This is a genomic window from Actinomycetota bacterium (genome assembly GCA_030682655.1).
GTDB lineage: Bacteria > Actinomycetota > Coriobacteriia > Anaerosomatales > JAUXNU01 > JAUXNU01.
In genome coordinates this window covers 52,565-68,186 of record JAUXNU010000045.1, presented here as the reverse complement: position 1 = coordinate 68,186, position 15,622 = coordinate 52,565, and the positions used below count along the sequence as shown (strand labels likewise).

13 protein-coding genes and 1 tRNA gene are annotated in these 15,622 nt (G+C 65.0%); 12 read left to right on the top strand and 2 right to left on the bottom strand.

Features of this window, described 5'->3' with window-relative positions:
- Position 1 precedes the first annotated feature (1 nt).
- The 9 genes from yqeK (at position 2) to Q8K99_02570 (ending at position 7,374) form a co-directional block, all read left to right on the top strand.
- Entirely contained in the window at positions 2 to 583 is a 582-nt protein-coding gene (gene yqeK, locus Q8K99_02610) for a bis(5'-nucleosyl)-tetraphosphatase (symmetrical) YqeK (protein ID MDP2181444.1), read from the top strand.
- A complete protein-coding gene (locus Q8K99_02605; protein ID MDP2181443.1) occupies positions 580 to 1,806 on the top strand; it encodes a LytR C-terminal domain-containing protein in 1,227 nt (408 codons plus the stop codon). Before yqeK ends, Q8K99_02605 begins: the two co-directional genes overlap by 4 nt.
- Positions 1,803 to 2,234, top strand: a complete 432-nt coding sequence (rsfS, locus tag Q8K99_02600; protein ID MDP2181442.1) for a ribosome silencing factor — start codon at positions 1,803 to 1,805, stop codon at positions 2,232 to 2,234. Before Q8K99_02605 ends, rsfS begins: the two co-directional genes overlap by 4 nt.
- 3 nt (positions 2,235 to 2,237) lie before the next feature.
- A complete protein-coding gene (locus tag Q8K99_02595; GenBank protein MDP2181441.1) occupies positions 2,238 to 3,212 on the top strand; it encodes a DMT family transporter in 975 nt (324 codons plus the stop codon).
- A gap of 225 nt (positions 3,213 to 3,437) precedes the next feature.
- On the top strand, positions 3,438 to 4,256 hold the full coding sequence (gene thiM, locus Q8K99_02590) for a hydroxyethylthiazole kinase (GenBank protein MDP2181440.1): 819 nt from the start codon (positions 3,438 to 3,440) through the stop codon (positions 4,254 to 4,256).
- Positions 4,253 to 4,921 carry a thiamine phosphate synthase gene (gene thiE / locus Q8K99_02585; protein MDP2181439.1) on the top strand — a complete coding sequence of 223 codons (669 nt, stop codon included), beginning with the start codon at positions 4,253 to 4,255 and terminating at the stop codon, positions 4,919 to 4,921. Before thiM ends, thiE begins: the two co-directional genes overlap by 4 nt.
- Positions 4,918 to 6,210, top strand: a complete 1,293-nt coding sequence (gene thiC / locus Q8K99_02580) for a phosphomethylpyrimidine synthase ThiC (protein ID MDP2181438.1) — start codon at positions 4,918 to 4,920, stop codon at positions 6,208 to 6,210. The genes thiE and thiC overlap by 4 nt, the downstream gene beginning before the upstream one ends.
- Complete coding sequence (locus Q8K99_02575) at positions 6,207 to 7,034, top strand: bifunctional hydroxymethylpyrimidine kinase/phosphomethylpyrimidine kinase (protein MDP2181437.1); 828 nt, start codon at positions 6,207 to 6,209, stop codon at positions 7,032 to 7,034. Before thiC ends, Q8K99_02575 begins: the two co-directional genes overlap by 4 nt.
- A 264-nt stretch (positions 7,035 to 7,298) precedes the next feature.
- A tRNA-Ala gene (locus tag Q8K99_02570) sits at positions 7,299 to 7,374 on the top strand.
- A gap of 208 nt (positions 7,375 to 7,582) precedes the next feature.
- Here Q8K99_02570 and Q8K99_02565 read toward each other — a convergent pair.
- Entirely contained in the window at positions 7,583 to 8,413 is an 831-nt protein-coding gene (locus Q8K99_02565; GenBank protein MDP2181436.1) for a hypothetical protein, read from the bottom strand.
- Complete coding sequence (locus tag Q8K99_02560; protein ID MDP2181435.1) at positions 8,407 to 9,468, bottom strand: type IV toxin-antitoxin system AbiEi family antitoxin; 1,062 nt, start codon at positions 9,466 to 9,468, stop codon at positions 8,407 to 8,409. Before Q8K99_02560 ends, Q8K99_02565 begins: the two co-directional genes overlap by 7 nt.
- A gap of 642 nt (positions 9,469 to 10,110) precedes the next feature.
- Here Q8K99_02560 and Q8K99_02555 point away from each other — a divergent pair.
- The 3 genes from Q8K99_02555 to Q8K99_02545 all read left to right on the top strand — a co-directional run bounded on the left by Q8K99_02555 (position 10,111) and on the right by Q8K99_02545 (position 15,622).
- Complete coding sequence (locus Q8K99_02555; protein ID MDP2181434.1) at positions 10,111 to 11,130, top strand: hypothetical protein; 1,020 nt, start codon at positions 10,111 to 10,113, stop codon at positions 11,128 to 11,130.
- Between the two features lie 10 nt (positions 11,131 to 11,140).
- Positions 11,141 to 12,001 (top strand): nucleotidyl transferase AbiEii/AbiGii toxin family protein, encoded by an 861-nt coding sequence (locus tag Q8K99_02550; GenBank protein MDP2181433.1) that lies wholly within the window; start codon positions 11,141 to 11,143, stop codon positions 11,999 to 12,001.
- A gap of 174 nt (positions 12,002 to 12,175) precedes the next feature.
- The gene (locus Q8K99_02545) at positions 12,176 to 15,622 is read left to right on the top strand and encodes a type ISP restriction/modification enzyme (protein ID MDP2181432.1); all 3,447 of its coding nucleotides are present in this window, start codon (positions 12,176 to 12,178) and stop codon (positions 15,620 to 15,622) included.

Below are 15,622 nucleotides of genomic sequence, written 5' to 3'. Positions count from 1 at the left end.
CATGGCGGGCCCAGACTACCAGGTCGCTCGCGAAGTGCTCGCATGTCGCCTAGGGCCTGAGGCGCTCGCCCACTGCGTCGGAGTGGCCGAGACCGCCGCGATGCTCGCCGCGCGCCATGGCGTTGATGCAGAGGATGCCCGCATCGCCGGGCTGCTGCACGACTGGGCCCGCGAGGACGGCCGCGAGCGACTCCTCGAAGAAGCGAATGCTGCGGGGATTCCCGTGAGCGACATCGATCGCACGGTCCCGTACCTGTTGCATGCGCGACTGGGTGCTGCGGCGGTACATGCCGAGTTTCCCGGCCTTGCCAAGGAGGTCGTGCGCGCCATTGAGCGGCACACGCTCGGAGCGGTGGACATGAGCGATCTCGACCGCGTGGTCTACGTGGCAGATCTCATCGAACCTGGTCGGACGTTCGAAGGCGTCGATGACCTGCGTCTGGCTGCGAGTGAGGTCTCCTTGGCGGAGCTATACGCGAGGGCGTATGAGGCGTCGCTCATCCACCTGATCCGCACGCGTCGCCACCTGCACCCCGGCACCGTCGAGGCATGGAACGCGATCGTTTCCGAGGACACGCCATGAGTCGAGACCGCGACAACGACCTCCCCCGTGAAGAGGAATGGGAGCTGACTGGCGACGAGCTGACAGGCGACGAGTCGGAAGACGATGAGCGCGACGCACGCGATGAGCCTCCTCGGCGCGCGAAGCGCCCGACAGCGGGTCCGGCGGTGCCGAGCGGATGGAGGACGACGCGGCGCGGCTCGAAGACCCGGAAGAGGGTCCGACGACAGGCCAAGGTCCACGAGAAACGCGAGAAGATCTCAGAAGCTGCCGGCAGAGCGGGCCGTGCCGTTCAGGACGCATCGTACCTGGCCGGCGTGACGCTGGTGGGGCTGGTGGTAGTCGTTCTGGCGTTTGTCCTGGTGTTCACCGGTATCAACTCGGTCGCGCGTTGGAATGCCGAACGCAGGGCCCAACGCGAGAGCTCTCCCGAGGCCTTGCTCGAGAAGGCCAAGGAGAACCTGCTGTTCATCGCTGTCGAGAACGGGTCGGCGACGGGTTTCTTGGCGGTTCGCGTCGACCCGGAGCAGAAGATGATCTACGGGATCGCCATCCCCGATGCGGCGTTCATCGAGGTTCCGGGTCAGGGATTCGAGCGTATCGGCGACTCGTACCAGGCCGGCCCCGATGTCTCCCTTGCTGCGGCGACCAACTTCTTCACCGTGCCGTTCAACACGTACGTCGAGATCACGCCGGAGGCGTACCAGACGGCACTGACCTCCCAGAGCATGGTGGGGATCATGAACGAGACCTCGGTATCGAACCTGGGCACCGAGGAGAAGGAGCGCTGGATAGCGGCGCTCGATGCCGCCCCCTCCGATGGTGTGGCGTTGGTGCCGATGCCGGTCAAGCCCATCACACTCGGGGCGCAGACGTACTTCGAGCCGCAGCGCGCCGAGGTCTCAGATCTTGTCGAGCAGTGGTGGGGCGTCTCTATATCAGACACCGACAATGCGACGCGCGCGATCATCTACAACGGATCGGGAACTCCAGGCGTGGCCGGAAGGGCCGCGCAGCAGCTCATTCGCAACGGTGTGCGTGTCGTGGACACGAAGAATGCAGACCGGTTCGACTACACGAAGACGCAGGTTATCGTCCAGAACGGTGACGGAGCGCTCGGCGAGGAGATCAAACGCGTCCTTGGTGCGGGTGTCGTGACCGTGCAGCCGGCGGATCAGAAAGTCGCGGACGTGATCGTGATCATCGGGAAAGACTACAAGCCGCCCGCGGGGGCGACCGAGTGACTGACAGAAAGAGGGCGATCGAACTGAATTCGAAGGACTACGCGTTGCTGGCTGCAGAGGCCGCATCAGACAAGAAGGCAGCCGACATCGTCGCGATCGACGTGGCCGAACTGCTCGTGGTGACCGACTACTTCGTGATCTGTACCGGCAACAACGACCGGCAGGTCCGCACGATAGCCGACGAGGTGGAGTCCAAGCTCAAGCAGGCAGGGCTTCCTGCCATCGGCATCGAGGGCAGGGAGGAAGGCAAATGGCTCCTCCTCGACTTCGTCGACGTTGTGGTGCACGTGTTCCAGCCTGCCGAGCGCGACTTCTATCGACTGGAGAAGCTGTGGGGCGAGGCGAAGTCCCTTGAGTTGCCCGAGAGCGTGACAGGACCGGTGCCGATACCTGCCAAGGCGCCCACACCCGCAGAAACCGAGGTATAGCGGGTGGCCTCGGCCCACAGGCGCTACTGGATCCAGTTCGCTCTAGCAGGCGTCGCGATGGTTTGGGGCGCGACTTTCGTCATGGTGAAGGACGCAGTCGCGCTCTACCCGGTATACGGGTTCCTTGGCTTGCGCTTTGCGATAGCCGTGGCGGCGTTCGTCGTGCTGTTCCCGAAGTCCATCATGCGCCTCAGTGCACGGACGGTGGGTGTTGGACTGGTGGCCGGTGCGTTTCTGTGCGCGGGCTACGTGTTTCAGACCTGGGGACTCCAGGGGACCACCGCGAGCAAAGCTGCCTTCATCACCGGGATGTTCGTGGTGATCACGCCGGTGATGCAGGCCGTGCTTCTACGGCGAGTACCCGGTTGGGCGACCGTGGTCGGTGTCGTGCTGGCGGTCGGTGGCCTGTGGTTGCTGTCCGGTGGATCCGGAGGCGGGTGGACCGCCGGCGACACGAGGGTGTTCTTGTGTGCGGTGGCGTATTCGGCGCACATGATCGTGCTCGGGAGCGTCGGGCGCGATCACGACGTGGGTGCGCTAACACTCGTGCAGCTTGCGACGACTGGCGTGGTGTGCGGAGGGGTTTCTCTCGCTATCGAGCGCCCGGGCCTTCCGACCGACACCAGCATCTGGATCGCGCTTGTTGTGACCGGCGTCCTGGCCTCAGCGGTGGCGTTCGCAGTGCAAACCTACGCGCAGCGACACATCCCGCCAGCGCGCACCGCACTGATCCTGATCTCCGAGCCAGCATTCGGCGGTCTGTTCGGTTGGCTTGCCGGCGAGGCTCTCGGGCTTTCGGGACTTGCAGGTGCCGCGCTCATCCTTGGCGGCATGATACTGGCTGAGATGGTCGGCGCGAAGTCCGACGCGCACGGGAAGGTGGTGCTTGAACCGGCAATCGAGGGTCCGAGCGTGTCGGTAATCGAGACTGCCAAGGGCGGACCACGCTCGAGGGTCTCTCGGTCAGCAGGTCGGTAGCCCCGTTGCGTCGCCGTGCGCGCATACACTACGATGCGTGCACAACCGCATATGCCTACGGGAGCTGCTGGACATGCGGCTGAGAGGAAGGGGGTCACCCTTCGACCGTTCGAACCTGTTCGGCGCGGCGACGCGCCCTGGGTAATTCCAGCGCAGGGAAGTGCTCGTAGGCCGTCTTCACGTGGAGGCGGCCTTTTTGTTTACCGCGACAAGAGGAGTCACGACATGTGTGTGAACCGCTCCGTTCCCGACGCCACTTCGACTGCCGAGCACCTCTCGGCGATTCGCGAGGCCAAGCCGCTCATCCACAACATCACCAACTTCGTGGTGATGAACGAGACCGCGAATGCGATCCTGGCGCTCGGCGCGCTGCCGGTCATGGCGCACGCGCCCGAAGAGGTCGAGGAGTTCGCACGGATGGCGGGTGCCGTGGTGCTCAACATCGGTACCCTCTGGCCGGGCCTCGTCGACTCCATGGTTCTTGCGGGTCGCGCGGCCAACGAAGCTGGTGTCCCGGTGGTATTCGACCCGGTCGGTGCGGGTGCGACTGCGCTGCGCAACGATGCCGCTCGCCGTATCCTTGTCGAGGTCGATGTCGCACTCGTGCGCGGCAACGCCGCCGAGGTCGCGTTCCTCGCGGGCGAGTCCGCCGAGATCCGCGGCGTCGAGTGCATGGGCGTCGCAGGCGAAACTGCGGTGACCGCACAGGCGCTCGCTCGGCAGCACGGTTGTGCCGTCGCGGTGACCGGCGCGGTCGACCACATCGCCGACGCCGAGCGCGTCTTTGTCGTGGCAAACGGTCACCCGCTTATGGGCCGCATCACCGGCTCGGGTTGCATGTCGTCGACGATGTGCGCGTCATTCCTCGCCGTCGCCTCCGATTACGCAGCCGCCGCTGCCGAGGCGCTCGCCGCCTTCGGAGTGGCGGGCGAACTCGCCGCAGTCCGGTCGCAGGGGCCGGGCACGTTCCACGCCGCCCTCTACGACGCGCTCGATGCGCTGGACGCCACCGCGCTGACGAGCGTCCGGATTGAGACGGCGTGACCGTGGAGGCCGTCCCTCGAGCGTTCGACGTCATCCGCGGTCTGTATTTCGTCACCGCCGACGTGCCGGAGTTGGGGCGCACTCACGAAGGGCTCGCGGTGCATGCAGCGGCAGGCGGCGCTTGCATCGTGCAGTTCCGTCACAAGCGCTTCGACGCCCGTAGGCTTCAGGCTGCGCGCGCGGTTCGCGACGTGTGCTCCGCGTTCGGGGCGCTGTTCATCGTCAACGACGACGCCGCTCTCGCTGTGGCCGCCTGCGCCGACGGCCTGCACCTCGGGCAGTCGGACCTCTCGGCGCTCGACGAGTGGCGAGCTTGCGGGCGCGGGCTGCTCGGCGTGTCGGTCTCGACCGCGAAGGAGGCGATGGTCGCCGTGGCGTTGGGTGCCGACTACCTGGGCGTCGGGCCGATTTTCGCGACCGGGTCGAAGGACGACGCTGTGCCGCCAATTGGCCTCGACGGGCTGCGGCGCGTCCGCGAGGCGGTCGGTCTGCCTCTTGCCGCGATCGGCGGAATCGCTGAGCGCAACGCCGCTGACGTCCTGGCCGCCGGCGGCGACGCGGTATGCGTGATCTCGGCCGTCGCGCACGCGCGGGATCCGCACGCTGCAGCACGCCGTCTCGCTGACATTGCGGCGAGCGTCCCTTTCTCCGGAGGTGCCCAATGAGCTCGACCCGTTCCCACGACGACTCCCTCGTCCCGCCGGAGGTGGTCCTTCGGCGCCTCGCCGCCGAGGAGCACACTACGCCCGACGCCTTGCGCGAGCTGCTGCTCGACGGTCGCGCGACAGTGCTCGGCTCGCATGCGCGGGTCGGGCGGATTCGCGCCTGCGTCGTCGGGACCGGGTTGCGCACGAAGGTGAACGCGAACTTCGGCACGTCAGCGCTCTCGTCCGATCTCGCTGGCGAGCTGGACAAGCTCGACGTCGCCATCGTGGCCGGCGCCGATGCGGTCATGGACCTTTCGACCGGCGGCGACATCCGCGCTGTGCGCAGTGCCGTGCTGGCGCGAGCCGACGTGCCGGTCGGCACCGTCCCGGTGTACGAAGCTGCGGTGAAGGCCGCCGAGCTTGGCGGCAGGCCTGCGGCAATGACGTCGGACTCGCTCATCGGCGCTGTCCGACGCCACGCCGAGGAGGGCGTCGACTTCCAGACGGTGCATGCCTCCATCACTTGCAGCCAGCTCTCGTCCGGCGCAATCGAACGGCGGCGCATAGGCATCGTCTCGCGAGGCGGGGCGCTGCTCGCGTGCTGGATGCGCGTCCACGACGCCGAGAACCCATACTACGATCGTTTCGACGAGGTGCTCGAGATTTGCCGGGAGTACGGCGTGACGCTCAGCCTCGGCGATTCGATGCGGCCCGGCTGCTTGGCGGATGCCGGCGACGAGGCCCAGATGACGGAGGTCGCGGTGCTTGGCGGGCTGGTTCAGCGAGCGTGCGACGCCGGGGTTCGCGTCATCGTCGAGGGGCCGGGACACGTACCGCTGCACGAGGTCGCGGCACAGATCACCGCCATCAAGCGCGCGTGCCACGGCGTGCCGCTGTATGTGCTCGGCCCGCTCGTCACCGACGTCGCGCCGGGCTACGACCACATCACCTCAGCGGTCGGCGGAACACTTGCGGCGATGTCGGGCGCCGATTTACTGTGCTACGTCACGCGCGCCGAGCACGTGCGCCTGCCTGACGCGGACGACGTGCGAGAGGGCGTGATCGCGTGCCGCATCGCCGCGCACGCCGGCGACGTGGCGGCCGGGCTGCCCGGCGCGCGCGACTGGGACGACGCGATGGCGACCGCTCGCAAGGCGCTCGACTGGCCCGGCCAGTTTGCGCTAGCAATCGACCCGGCCTTGCCCGCCGAGATGCGTGCCGACAGCGACGCTGGTGACGCGAGCGAATGCACAATGTGCGGTCCACTGTGCTCGATGCGCGTGACGAGCACGGAGGTCCTCGCGTGAGCGCGCCAGTCGCAGCGCCGCGAGCACTCGCCGTGGGTGGGCTCGACCCCTCGGTGGGCGCGGGCGTGCTCCTCGACGCGTTCGTGATGTCGCGCCTCGGCTATCAGCCCGCGGTGGTGGTCACCACTGTCACCGCACAGAACTCGGCAAGCTTCGCTGGTGCTTGGCCCGTCGAGCCCGAGACGCTCATCGCGCAGCTCGAAGCCGTGCTTGCCGAGGGCAGCTTCTCGTGCGTGAAGGTCGGTGCACTCGGCTCGGACGTGCTCGCTCTGGCCGTCGGCGAGTGGCTCGTGCGCGCCGACCTGCCCGCCGTCGTCTCGGACCCGGTGCTCGCAAGCTCGAGCGGCGGTTCGCTTGTCGAGGGCGCGGTGCGCGCGGTGGACATGGTGGCGCGGGTCTCAACCCTCATCACCCCCAACGCCGAGGAGGCTGCGCACCTCGCCGCCGTCGACGGCGTTGCGAATGCGGACGCCGCAGTCGCGGCGGCGCGAACGCTCGCATCTCGCTATGGCTCGGCGGTGTGCGTGACGGGGCTGCCGGGTAGCAGCCCTGCTGAGGCAGTCGATGTCCTTGTGCTTGCGAACGGGAGCGCCGTGTGCGCAACGCACCCGCTCGTCGCCGGAGTCGGCGATGTCCGCGGAACCGGCTGTATGCTCTCCTCAGCGCTCGCGTGCCACCTGGCCCGTAGGCTGTCGCCGGTCGATGCCCTCGCCGCAGCGCACGCGACCGTGCGCGACCTGCTCGGGTGCGCACGGTCGATTGGCCAAGGGCGCTGGCAGGTCGACCTTGCGCGCCTCGTTCAACCTTGGGAATACATGCGATGACCTACTTGCAAGCGATTCTCATCAGGCTGATTCAAGGCGCAACCGAGCGCGTTCGAGTACATTTCCGGTGAGGCAACGCGAGCCATTGATAGCGGCATCCTCGGGCCCTTTCGCCGGTCGATCCGGCAAGGGCCGGTTCGAGTACCTTCTTTTGTGAGGCATCGAATCGATTTCGAGTACACTCTTCTCGAGTCAACGCGCTAGCTTGACCGCCCGTGACGTGCTGGTATACTACCGCTTGCCGCTCAGGCGGTGCCCAGACGTGGGGCCATAGCTCAGCTGGGAGAGCGCATGGCTGGCAGCCATGAGGTCAGGGGTTCGATCCCCCTTGGCTCCACCAAAAGAACTCCGAAGCCCGTCGGGATACCGGCGGGCTTCTTCGCATACGCCCTTTGCGGCTACGCGACAGGGGCTGAAGGGGCGAAGAGGGGCCGAGGTCTGCGGAAGGACTGCGGAATGACTGCCCGAACTGGGGCGGCAGCGGCGTGAACCCTGACTTCCGGCGTCGGGTGAGGGCGGGAGCCAAGCGGGACTCCTGAGCCGTTGCTCTAGTCCCGCAACGCTCCCAGACCGTCAAGCAGCGCTTGAACACGCTCAAATGCGTCGCGCTTGGTGAGCACCGCCGCATCGCCGTCATGCTCAAGAAACACCGCAACCGAGGTTGGCCCGAAGTGCTCAGGGGAGGTGAACTTACCTTCCAGAACCGAGACGGTTTCGCGCACGAGTCCGTGGTCCGCGAACGGAGTGAACTCCTCGACCACTGCTGGGATTCCACCCGGGTAGTTGGCCAACGTGAACCAGATGTCGTAGGCGTCCTTATCTTTGATTCGCGTCTCGAGTGCCGAGCTCTTCATCACGAGGTATGACACGACTCCGGCAACCTTTACCGAGACGGTGTCCAACGCGCCGCTGGGGAGCCGACCCTCTATCTCGCGTTCTCTCGTCTCACTGAAGAGGAGATCGGCGCCGCGCGCCTTGCGCGGCTTGAGGTCCTGGACTCGCTGTGTTCGATGGTGCTTCCCGGTGCCGCCGTACTCACCCGCGAGGAAGTCGATCTCGACGGTCACGACGCCGCCGCCCAGAGAGACCTCTCGAAACCAGATGAATGGTTGAGACTCGTGCTGCACATAGCCGTTGGTCAGCAGTGATGCACTGATCCTGGCGTAGACTTCGTCGTTCTCAGCCATGTGGTTCAGCGCGATGTCGACGTCGGTGCTGCCCACGTGCCCCGTGCTGTCGGGCATCAGAAGCGGCGGTACCCATCCGCCAACGATCACCATGTCGTCGCGATACTCTCCGAGGATATGTACCAGCTCCACGAGGACTGATCTTGCCGCCTCGACTGCGTCCGGCGGGTAGTCTGTTCTGTTCTTCACCATGAGGGACGCAGCTCCCTCGCCAGAATCTCCTCTGCAGCCTCTTCGCCCCGTCCCGCCATGGACTGCAGATCCAGGTAGAGCTGAACAGGGCAGACGGTTCGCATCTCATAATGGACTCGCGCGCCGTTGAAGACGCCGTCGTCATAGGGTTTAAGCAAAAGGACATTCCCTCCTGTGTCGACTGGCTTGAGACCCGTGTTCTCGGTAAGGCTGTCCATCCTCGAGCGCACGTACACACTTGCGCGATTGTAGCGAACGCGGGGAGAGGAGAGCCGGGCTCCCGAGAAGCCAGTGAGCGCGTACTCCACTTCGCTCTCGCGACACCAGTCGGCTATCGTGGTTTCGGCATCGCTCAGGTCGTCGAGCGTGTAGTATTCGCGGACTTGATTCTGCTTGTAGGAATAGACAGTTGCCCATGCTTGCAGCATAGCCTCGGGCTGGGTGAGGCGGATTCCGCTCTGGCCGACGACAATCCACTCCCGGTCCTCGAGCTGACGCTTGATCTTTGACGCCAGACCGATGCTCACCTCAGCCGCCTTGGAAAGCTGCTGAACCTGCCAGTCGCGTTGCGGCTCGTTCAGGAGAACTCGCAGAATCCGAGATGACTTGGGAGTGAACAGAGAGGCCTCGTTGCGCTTCTCCTTGAGTGGATTGTCGGCCGATGTCTTCTCTACGTAGATGTCGTCCAGCGCGAAGCGGCAGTTGCCGGCCAAGTCGAAGAAGCCAATCTGAGACTCCTGACAGATGGCTGCGCTGGCCTCCGAGACATAGGGCGCGGCGAACACGGGATAGGCGCCTTTGAGGCGGTCATCGAGCAGGAAGCGTTTGAGCTGGTCGGCCGCCTCTCTCGCTCGCTTCGGTTGACCACTGCCTTTGGCCTCGATGACCATCGTTCGCTTGCGGCCCAAGATGCTGAGGCTGACGATGAGATCGGCTCTCATGCCGTTGGTCAGAAGCTGCTCTCGCTGGGTTGCTTCGATACTGGTCCTGGGCACATTCTCGAGACATGCCCGCAGGGCCTCGGGGAGCTGTTCTATGAGTTCGAGTTCTTTCACTGTAGTGGCCCCTTTCACCAGGCGGTGAAAGCGACCATATCAGTGAAACCGGCCAACCGTCAAACCGGGCGACGACGGTCTGGAGTTGATAGCCTTGCTCCCGATGCGTTCGCTAGTGATGCTCTGTGTACACAATCTGCCTCTCGAAGGCACGTTGTGTACACAGAGCATGATTCCATTTGGCAGATTGACCGCCGCCTGCTATGCACCGGTGCACAAGGGACTTGTCGCTCCGTGGATCCGAAAAGGCCTCTTTCAGAGCTGCTCCCGTGCGGGCGCCAGAGCGGCTCGGGGCGTCTCGGTGACGCCGATAGCCGCTCGTGGCTCACGGGTGAGGCTCAGTGGCTCTTGCGCTGCTCACCGGCTTAGTCGGCGATGCGTTCTCTCCACAGCGCCGCGCCTTGAGCGGCTCTGCTTATCCTGCGTTCTCCTTCTCAAGGTCTGCACTCGATCTTCACTGCCCTCGACCGTAAGTTCGGAGCTCTCGACCCCTTGAACAGGTCGAAGGCGGTGCGGTTGCCCACGGCGATCTGTGCTGTGGTCAGGCGGACGGATAGGAGACGGGAGGGGATGAGGTCACGTGGCGCGATTTTCACCCATGTGGTATTTTCAGTGCGCAATGAAAATGGCAATGGAGTGAAAATGGATGCCGAGACGCAAGCTCTTGAACTTGCTCGCCGCCTGACACAAACGGAGGTCGCTCGCTTTCGTGCAGTGGGCGACACCGTGGACCTCGACGGCGACTACGACTACCACGTCCCGCTACAGGTGGTCGATGCTGGATCGGGAAGGACCGAGCAAGTTGAGCTGGCGCTCGGCCGTTCGAAGGCTTCGTCGGGCGTGCCCGTGATCGTAGGCCGCCATTTCAGCCAAAAGGCACTCGCAGAATTGAATGCCGCTGAGGCGAACTACATGGACGACCGTCACATCAGGGTGCGGCTGATGACGCCGAGTATTCTCATACGGCTCCAGGACGAAGCCGAGCTGCCACCGGAACGGCCCGCTGCGTCTCTAAGCCTGAGCGGTGCCGCGGGGGGCGTTGCGCTCGCTCTGCTGTCGGACTCGAAACGGGACTGGAAGGTCACTGACCTGGCGGCTGAGGGTCGCGCGTCGCTCGGGGCTGCCCAGAACACGGTCGTCGCACTTGAGGCCGCAGGTCTGCTGGAGCGTTCGGGCCGCGGACCCGCGACGCGTCGTCGCGTGATGGATCCCGCCGGCCTGCTTGATCTGTACGCCCGTGATGCAGTGGCCGATCGCAAAGTGACCGCACGGGGCTTCCTTCTCAACAACGGTGCAGAAGAGACCATGCGCACGGTGGCACAACATCTGACTAACGATGGCCACGGCGTTCAGGCTTACTTCACCGGTGTGGCTGCGGCCCAGATGGTAGCTCCACACGTCACGGCGGTGCGGACCTTCGAGGCTTGGGTGGCCACTCCACATCGTGCCGACGTGGTCTTGAGCGCGATGGGGGCGATGCCCGCCGACGACGGTGCGAACCTTGTCGTACTGCGGGGTCACAAGGGCGTCCTTGTCGGGTCGGAGTACGACCGAGGTGTGCGCCGGGTGTCCTTGTTCAGAATCTACGCCGACGCGCTTGCCGATCCGACTCGCGGCGAGGAACAGGCGGAGCACCTGCGCGAAACTTCCATCGGCTTCTGAAGGGGATTGCATGGTCGAGCAGTACAACAGTGAGGCAACCAAGCGCTGCGAGAGGGTTCTCGGCACGCTGATGCGCGGAATCGGGCAACCGTGGAGAGAGAAGGTCTGTTTGGTCGGCGGACTCGTCCCGCTATACCTCGTACGGGGCGACGGCTATGCCCAGCCGGTCCACGTTGGTTCGACGGATGTTGATGTTGCTCTCAGACTCGCGGTCGAGGCGGAGGATCTGGGCGCATACACGACACTCGAGACGAACCTGAAGAACAACGGGTTTTCGAGGGTGGACGGAAGCTCATGGCGCTGGTCCGCCACCGTTGACGGTGATGTCGTCGTTCTGGAACTTCTCGGCGACAGGGAAGACGTCGAGCCCGGAACCGTGTTTCGACCCAAGGTCACGCCACCCGCCGGTGCGGGTGGCGTGGGTTTGCTGTGCGTGAGGGGTCTTGAGCTTGCGTTCAGGGACTCCATCACGATCACGCGCGACCTTCAGCTGCTTGACGGAGCCTACTCGGAAGTGGACTTCCAGGTTGCGAATCTGGCGCCGTTTGTGGCGCTGAAGGCGGACGCCTATTTGGACCGGCGCAAGCCGAAGGATGCCTACGACCTGGTCTACGTGCTTCGATGGTGGCCGGGTGGGCCCGAGGCTGCGGCCGTCGCGGTTGCGGCGAGTCCGGTCGCGAGCGACCCATTCCTTGCTGACGCATTGATTCGAGTCTCCGGGGATTTTTCGGAATCGAATCGGGTCGGGGCTGTGGACTACGCCAGTCTCGTGGCTCGGGGCGGCTCTGCGACGGAGATGGCCCAAGCGGCGAACGAGGCAGTGCTTGTGATTCGGCAGTTCGTCGGGAATCTGAGTCCGCCCAGCACCTAGCTCGTCGTTCTCTCGGCCGCCCAGAGCGATGTTGCAGTCCGCGTCACGATAATCACCTCCAGAACGTGACTATCTAGCAGCCAACTATATCTGGCCGCCTGTCCCATGTGCTCCAGGGATCCTTCTTGTATGCTGGGCTTCGAGGTCGTTCTGGCATGCCGAGGGGGCAGACGCGTGGGGGAACCAGTCGAGGCGTATTTCACGCAACTACGCGACATCCGCGCATCAGGCGCAGGCGTCGCCGAGACCAGCTACTACGCGCCGCTCGCCAACCTTCTCGATGAGGTCGGCAAGCACCTCAAGCCGAAGGTCCGCGCCATCATCAACCTGCGCAACACCGGCGGCGGAATCCCGGACGGTGGCCTGTTCATGGCACCGCAGCTCAAGGGCTGGGAGCTGGGCGAGAACCCGCTCCAAGGCCAGCTTCCCAACCGCGGCGCGATTGAGGTCAAGGGCGCCAGCGACGATGCATTCGCCGTTGCTGAGTCCGAGCAGGTCGCCCGCTACGTCGAGCGGTACGGCCTCGTGCTGGTCACGAACCTGCGCGACTTCGTGCTGGTGGGCCGCAACGTCACCGGCGCCGGCGTGCGCACGCTCGAGACCTGCAGCCTCGCCACGAGTGAGGCCGCCTTCTGGGCTCGCGTCACCCAGCCCCGCAACTTCGCCGACACCGCGGCCGAGGGCCTGACGGAGTTCCTCCGCCGAGTCCTGCTCCACAACGCACCGCTCTCCGACCCCAAAGACCTCGCCTGGTTCCTTGCGAGCTATGCGCGCACCGCACGTCTGCGTCTGGAGCATCGCCACGAGCTGCCCGCGCTCGACCAGCTCCGCAGCCAGCTCGAAGACGCGCTCGGCCTGAAGTTCGAAGGCGAGAAGGGTGACCACTTCTTCCGCTCTACGCTGGTCCAGACGCTCTTCTACGGCATGTTCGCGAGCTGGGTCCTGTGGGCGCGCGATCGCGACCACACGCAGGCGATCCCGTGGGAGTCGCGCTTCCAGTGGGAGACGGCGACGGCGACCCTGCACGTCCCGATGGTCTACGAGCTCTTCCGCCAGTTCGCCGACGTTCGCCAGCTTGGCGCGCTTGGCATCTCCGAGGTGCTCGAGTGGGCCGAGGAGGTCATCTGGCGCATCGATCGCGCCGCTTTCTTCGAGAAGTTCCGTGAGGAGCACGCTGTCCAGTACTTCTACGAACCATTCCTCGAGGCGTTCGACCCACAGCTGCGCAAGGAGTTGGGCGTCTGGTACACGCCCGACGAAGTCGTGAAGTACATGGTCGCTCGCGTCGATACCGTCCTGCGCGAGGAGCTCGGCATCGCCGACGGGCTCGCCGATGAGAGCGTGGTCGTCCTCGACCCGTGCTGCGGCACCGGCGCCTACCTGGTCGAGGTGCTGCGCAAAATCGACGAGACGCTGCAGGCCAAGGGAGCTGATGCGCTCACCCGCCAGGACGTGAAGCGCGCCGCGATGAGTCGCGTCATCGGCTTCGAGATCATGCCCGCGCCATACGTCGTGGCGCACCTACAGCTCGGCATCCTCCTGGCCGAACTCGGCGTGCCGCTGCGTGACGCCGGCGAGCGCGCACCGATATACCTAACGAACGCGCTAACCGGCTGGGGCGACGGTGCCCAAGTCGCATCGCCCAAGGATCGCCGGGTCGGCGAGGGTCAGATGCACTCCACCCTGCTGTTCCCAGAGTTCGCTCATGAGCGCGACGCAGCGGACCGCATCAAGCGTGAAGAGCAGATCCTCGTGGTGATCGGAAACCCACCGTACAACGGGTTTGCCGGGATGGCGGTTGACGAGGAGCGAGACCTGTCGGATGCCTACCGCACCACAAAGCGAGCTCCCAAACCCGAGGGCAGGGGCCTCAATGACCTGTACGTCCGGTTCTTCAGGATCGCCGAGCGCCAAATCGTGCAACACATGGGGAAAGGCATTGTCTGCCTGATCTCCAACTACTCGTGGCTCGACGGGTTCTCGTACACCGGGATGCGAGAGCGGTTTCTCGATGTGTTTGACTCAATCTGGATCGATAGCCTCAACGGAGACAAGTTTCGAACAGGCAAGGTGACTCCGGACGGGCGTCCAGATCCGAGCGTCTTTTCGACGGCGGCGAACAGGGAAGGGATCGGCATCGGGACTTCGATCTCGGTGTTGTCGCGCAAGGGAGGGGACACTAAGCAGTCCGCCCAAGTGATGTACCGCGAGTTCTGGGGTGCATCGAAACTGAGCGACCTCGCCTCGGAAAGCAGCGATCCCTGCAGGCCTTGGCAACGCCTTGACCCGGACGCCGATCCAATGCTCGCCTTCTCGCCGAGAACCACCGACCCGGATTTCACGTCGTGGCCAACCGTGGAGGACCTCTTCGCCGACTGGTCTCCGGGAATCACTACGGCTCGGGATATCGACCTAGTGGCGATCGACCAGAGCACTTTGCAGGGTCGAATTGATGAGTACCTCGACGCTTCGCGAGGGCTCGACGACCTTCGTGCTCATCTTCCGCAGCTGGCTACGGCCACGCCACAATTCAATGCCCGTGAGGTTCGGGACGCCCTGCTCAGCGCCGGGGACGAAGCGGGCCGCATCATCCGGTACGCATACCGGCCTCTAGACACTCGCTGGGTCTTCTGGACAGATCGCGCCCGCCTGCTCGATCGTCGCAGAGACACGCTCGTCGGTGCTGTCGCCGACGGTCAGGTCTTCGTGGTCTCCCGCCCGAAGGCGGAGCGATCACGCGAAGGTCTACCATTCTGCATCGTCTCGGAGCCCTGTGACCATCACTTCATTCGCCCCAACGGCGCTGCCTTTCCGTGGCTACAGACAAGGGGCAGCGCTACCTCGCTATTCGAGCAAGTGCCCGGTCAGGCCAACGTTTCTGAACGAGTCGCCTGCTACCTGGGGGACGGCGGTACTCAGCGCGAGAGCTTTGCGCTGATGCCCCATGCCGTCGCCGTCATGGCTGCGCCCGCCTACTTGGGGGCGAACGCGGACGGCGTGGCAGCTGGTTGGCCGCGAATCCCGCTGCCAAAGGACTCAGAGGCGCTTGCGGCTTCTGCAGCACTCGGGGAAAGGGTCATTCGGCTTCTAGACCCTGATGCCCCGGTTGGCCTGGCAGCCGCGCAGCCGCAGATTCGCGTCGGCACGCTCTCTTCTTCGACGGGGGATTCGCTCGATTCCGGAGATCTGGCTGTGACCGCTCGGTGGGGTGTCGCTGGGCAGGGTGGCGTCTGCATGCCATCGACCGGCAAGCTCACCGAGCGGCCCTACACCGACGACGAGTGCGCCGCGGTTTCCCGGGAGGCGGAGCCGCTCGGCATGTCGGCCGAAACTGCGATCGCCCTCCTCGGCGAGTCGTGCTTCGACATCTACCTCAACGACGTTGCGTACTGGCGTTGCGTGCCAGCCAACGTGTGGCGCTACACGATTGGCGGCTACCAGGTCATCAAGAAGTGGCTGAGCTACCGCGAGCGCGCGCTCCTCGGCCGCGACCTCAAGCCCGAGGAGGCGCGCTACGTCACCGAGATGGTGCGTCGCATCGCCGCGCTCGTGCTCATGCAGCCCGAGCTCGACGCCAACTACGAGTGCGTGAAGGCCGACGTGTGGGAGTGGGGGAAGTAG

What these genes read in the sequence shown, in the direction of transcription:
- Q8K99_02565 (MDP2181436.1), bottom strand. Translation starts at nt 8,413, where the DNA reads ATGGTGAAGAACAGAACAGACTACCCGCCGGACGCAGTCGAGGCGGCA.
- thiC (MDP2181438.1), top strand. Translation starts at nt 4,918, where the DNA reads ATGAGCTCGACCCGTTCCCACGACGACTCCCTCGTCCCGCCGGAGGTG.
- Q8K99_02605 (MDP2181443.1), top strand. Translation starts at nt 580, where the DNA reads ATGAGTCGAGACCGCGACAACGACCTCCCCCGTGAAGAGGAATGGGAG.
- Q8K99_02555 (MDP2181434.1), top strand. Translation starts at nt 10,111, where the DNA reads ATGGATGCCGAGACGCAAGCTCTTGAACTTGCTCGCCGCCTGACACAA.
- Q8K99_02550 (MDP2181433.1), top strand. Translation starts at nt 11,141, where the DNA reads ATGGTCGAGCAGTACAACAGTGAGGCAACCAAGCGCTGCGAGAGGGTT.
- thiM (MDP2181440.1), top strand. Translation starts at nt 3,438, where the DNA reads ATGTGTGTGAACCGCTCCGTTCCCGACGCCACTTCGACTGCCGAGCAC.
- yqeK (MDP2181444.1), top strand. Translation starts at nt 2, where the DNA reads ATGGCGGGCCCAGACTACCAGGTCGCTCGCGAAGTGCTCGCATGTCGC.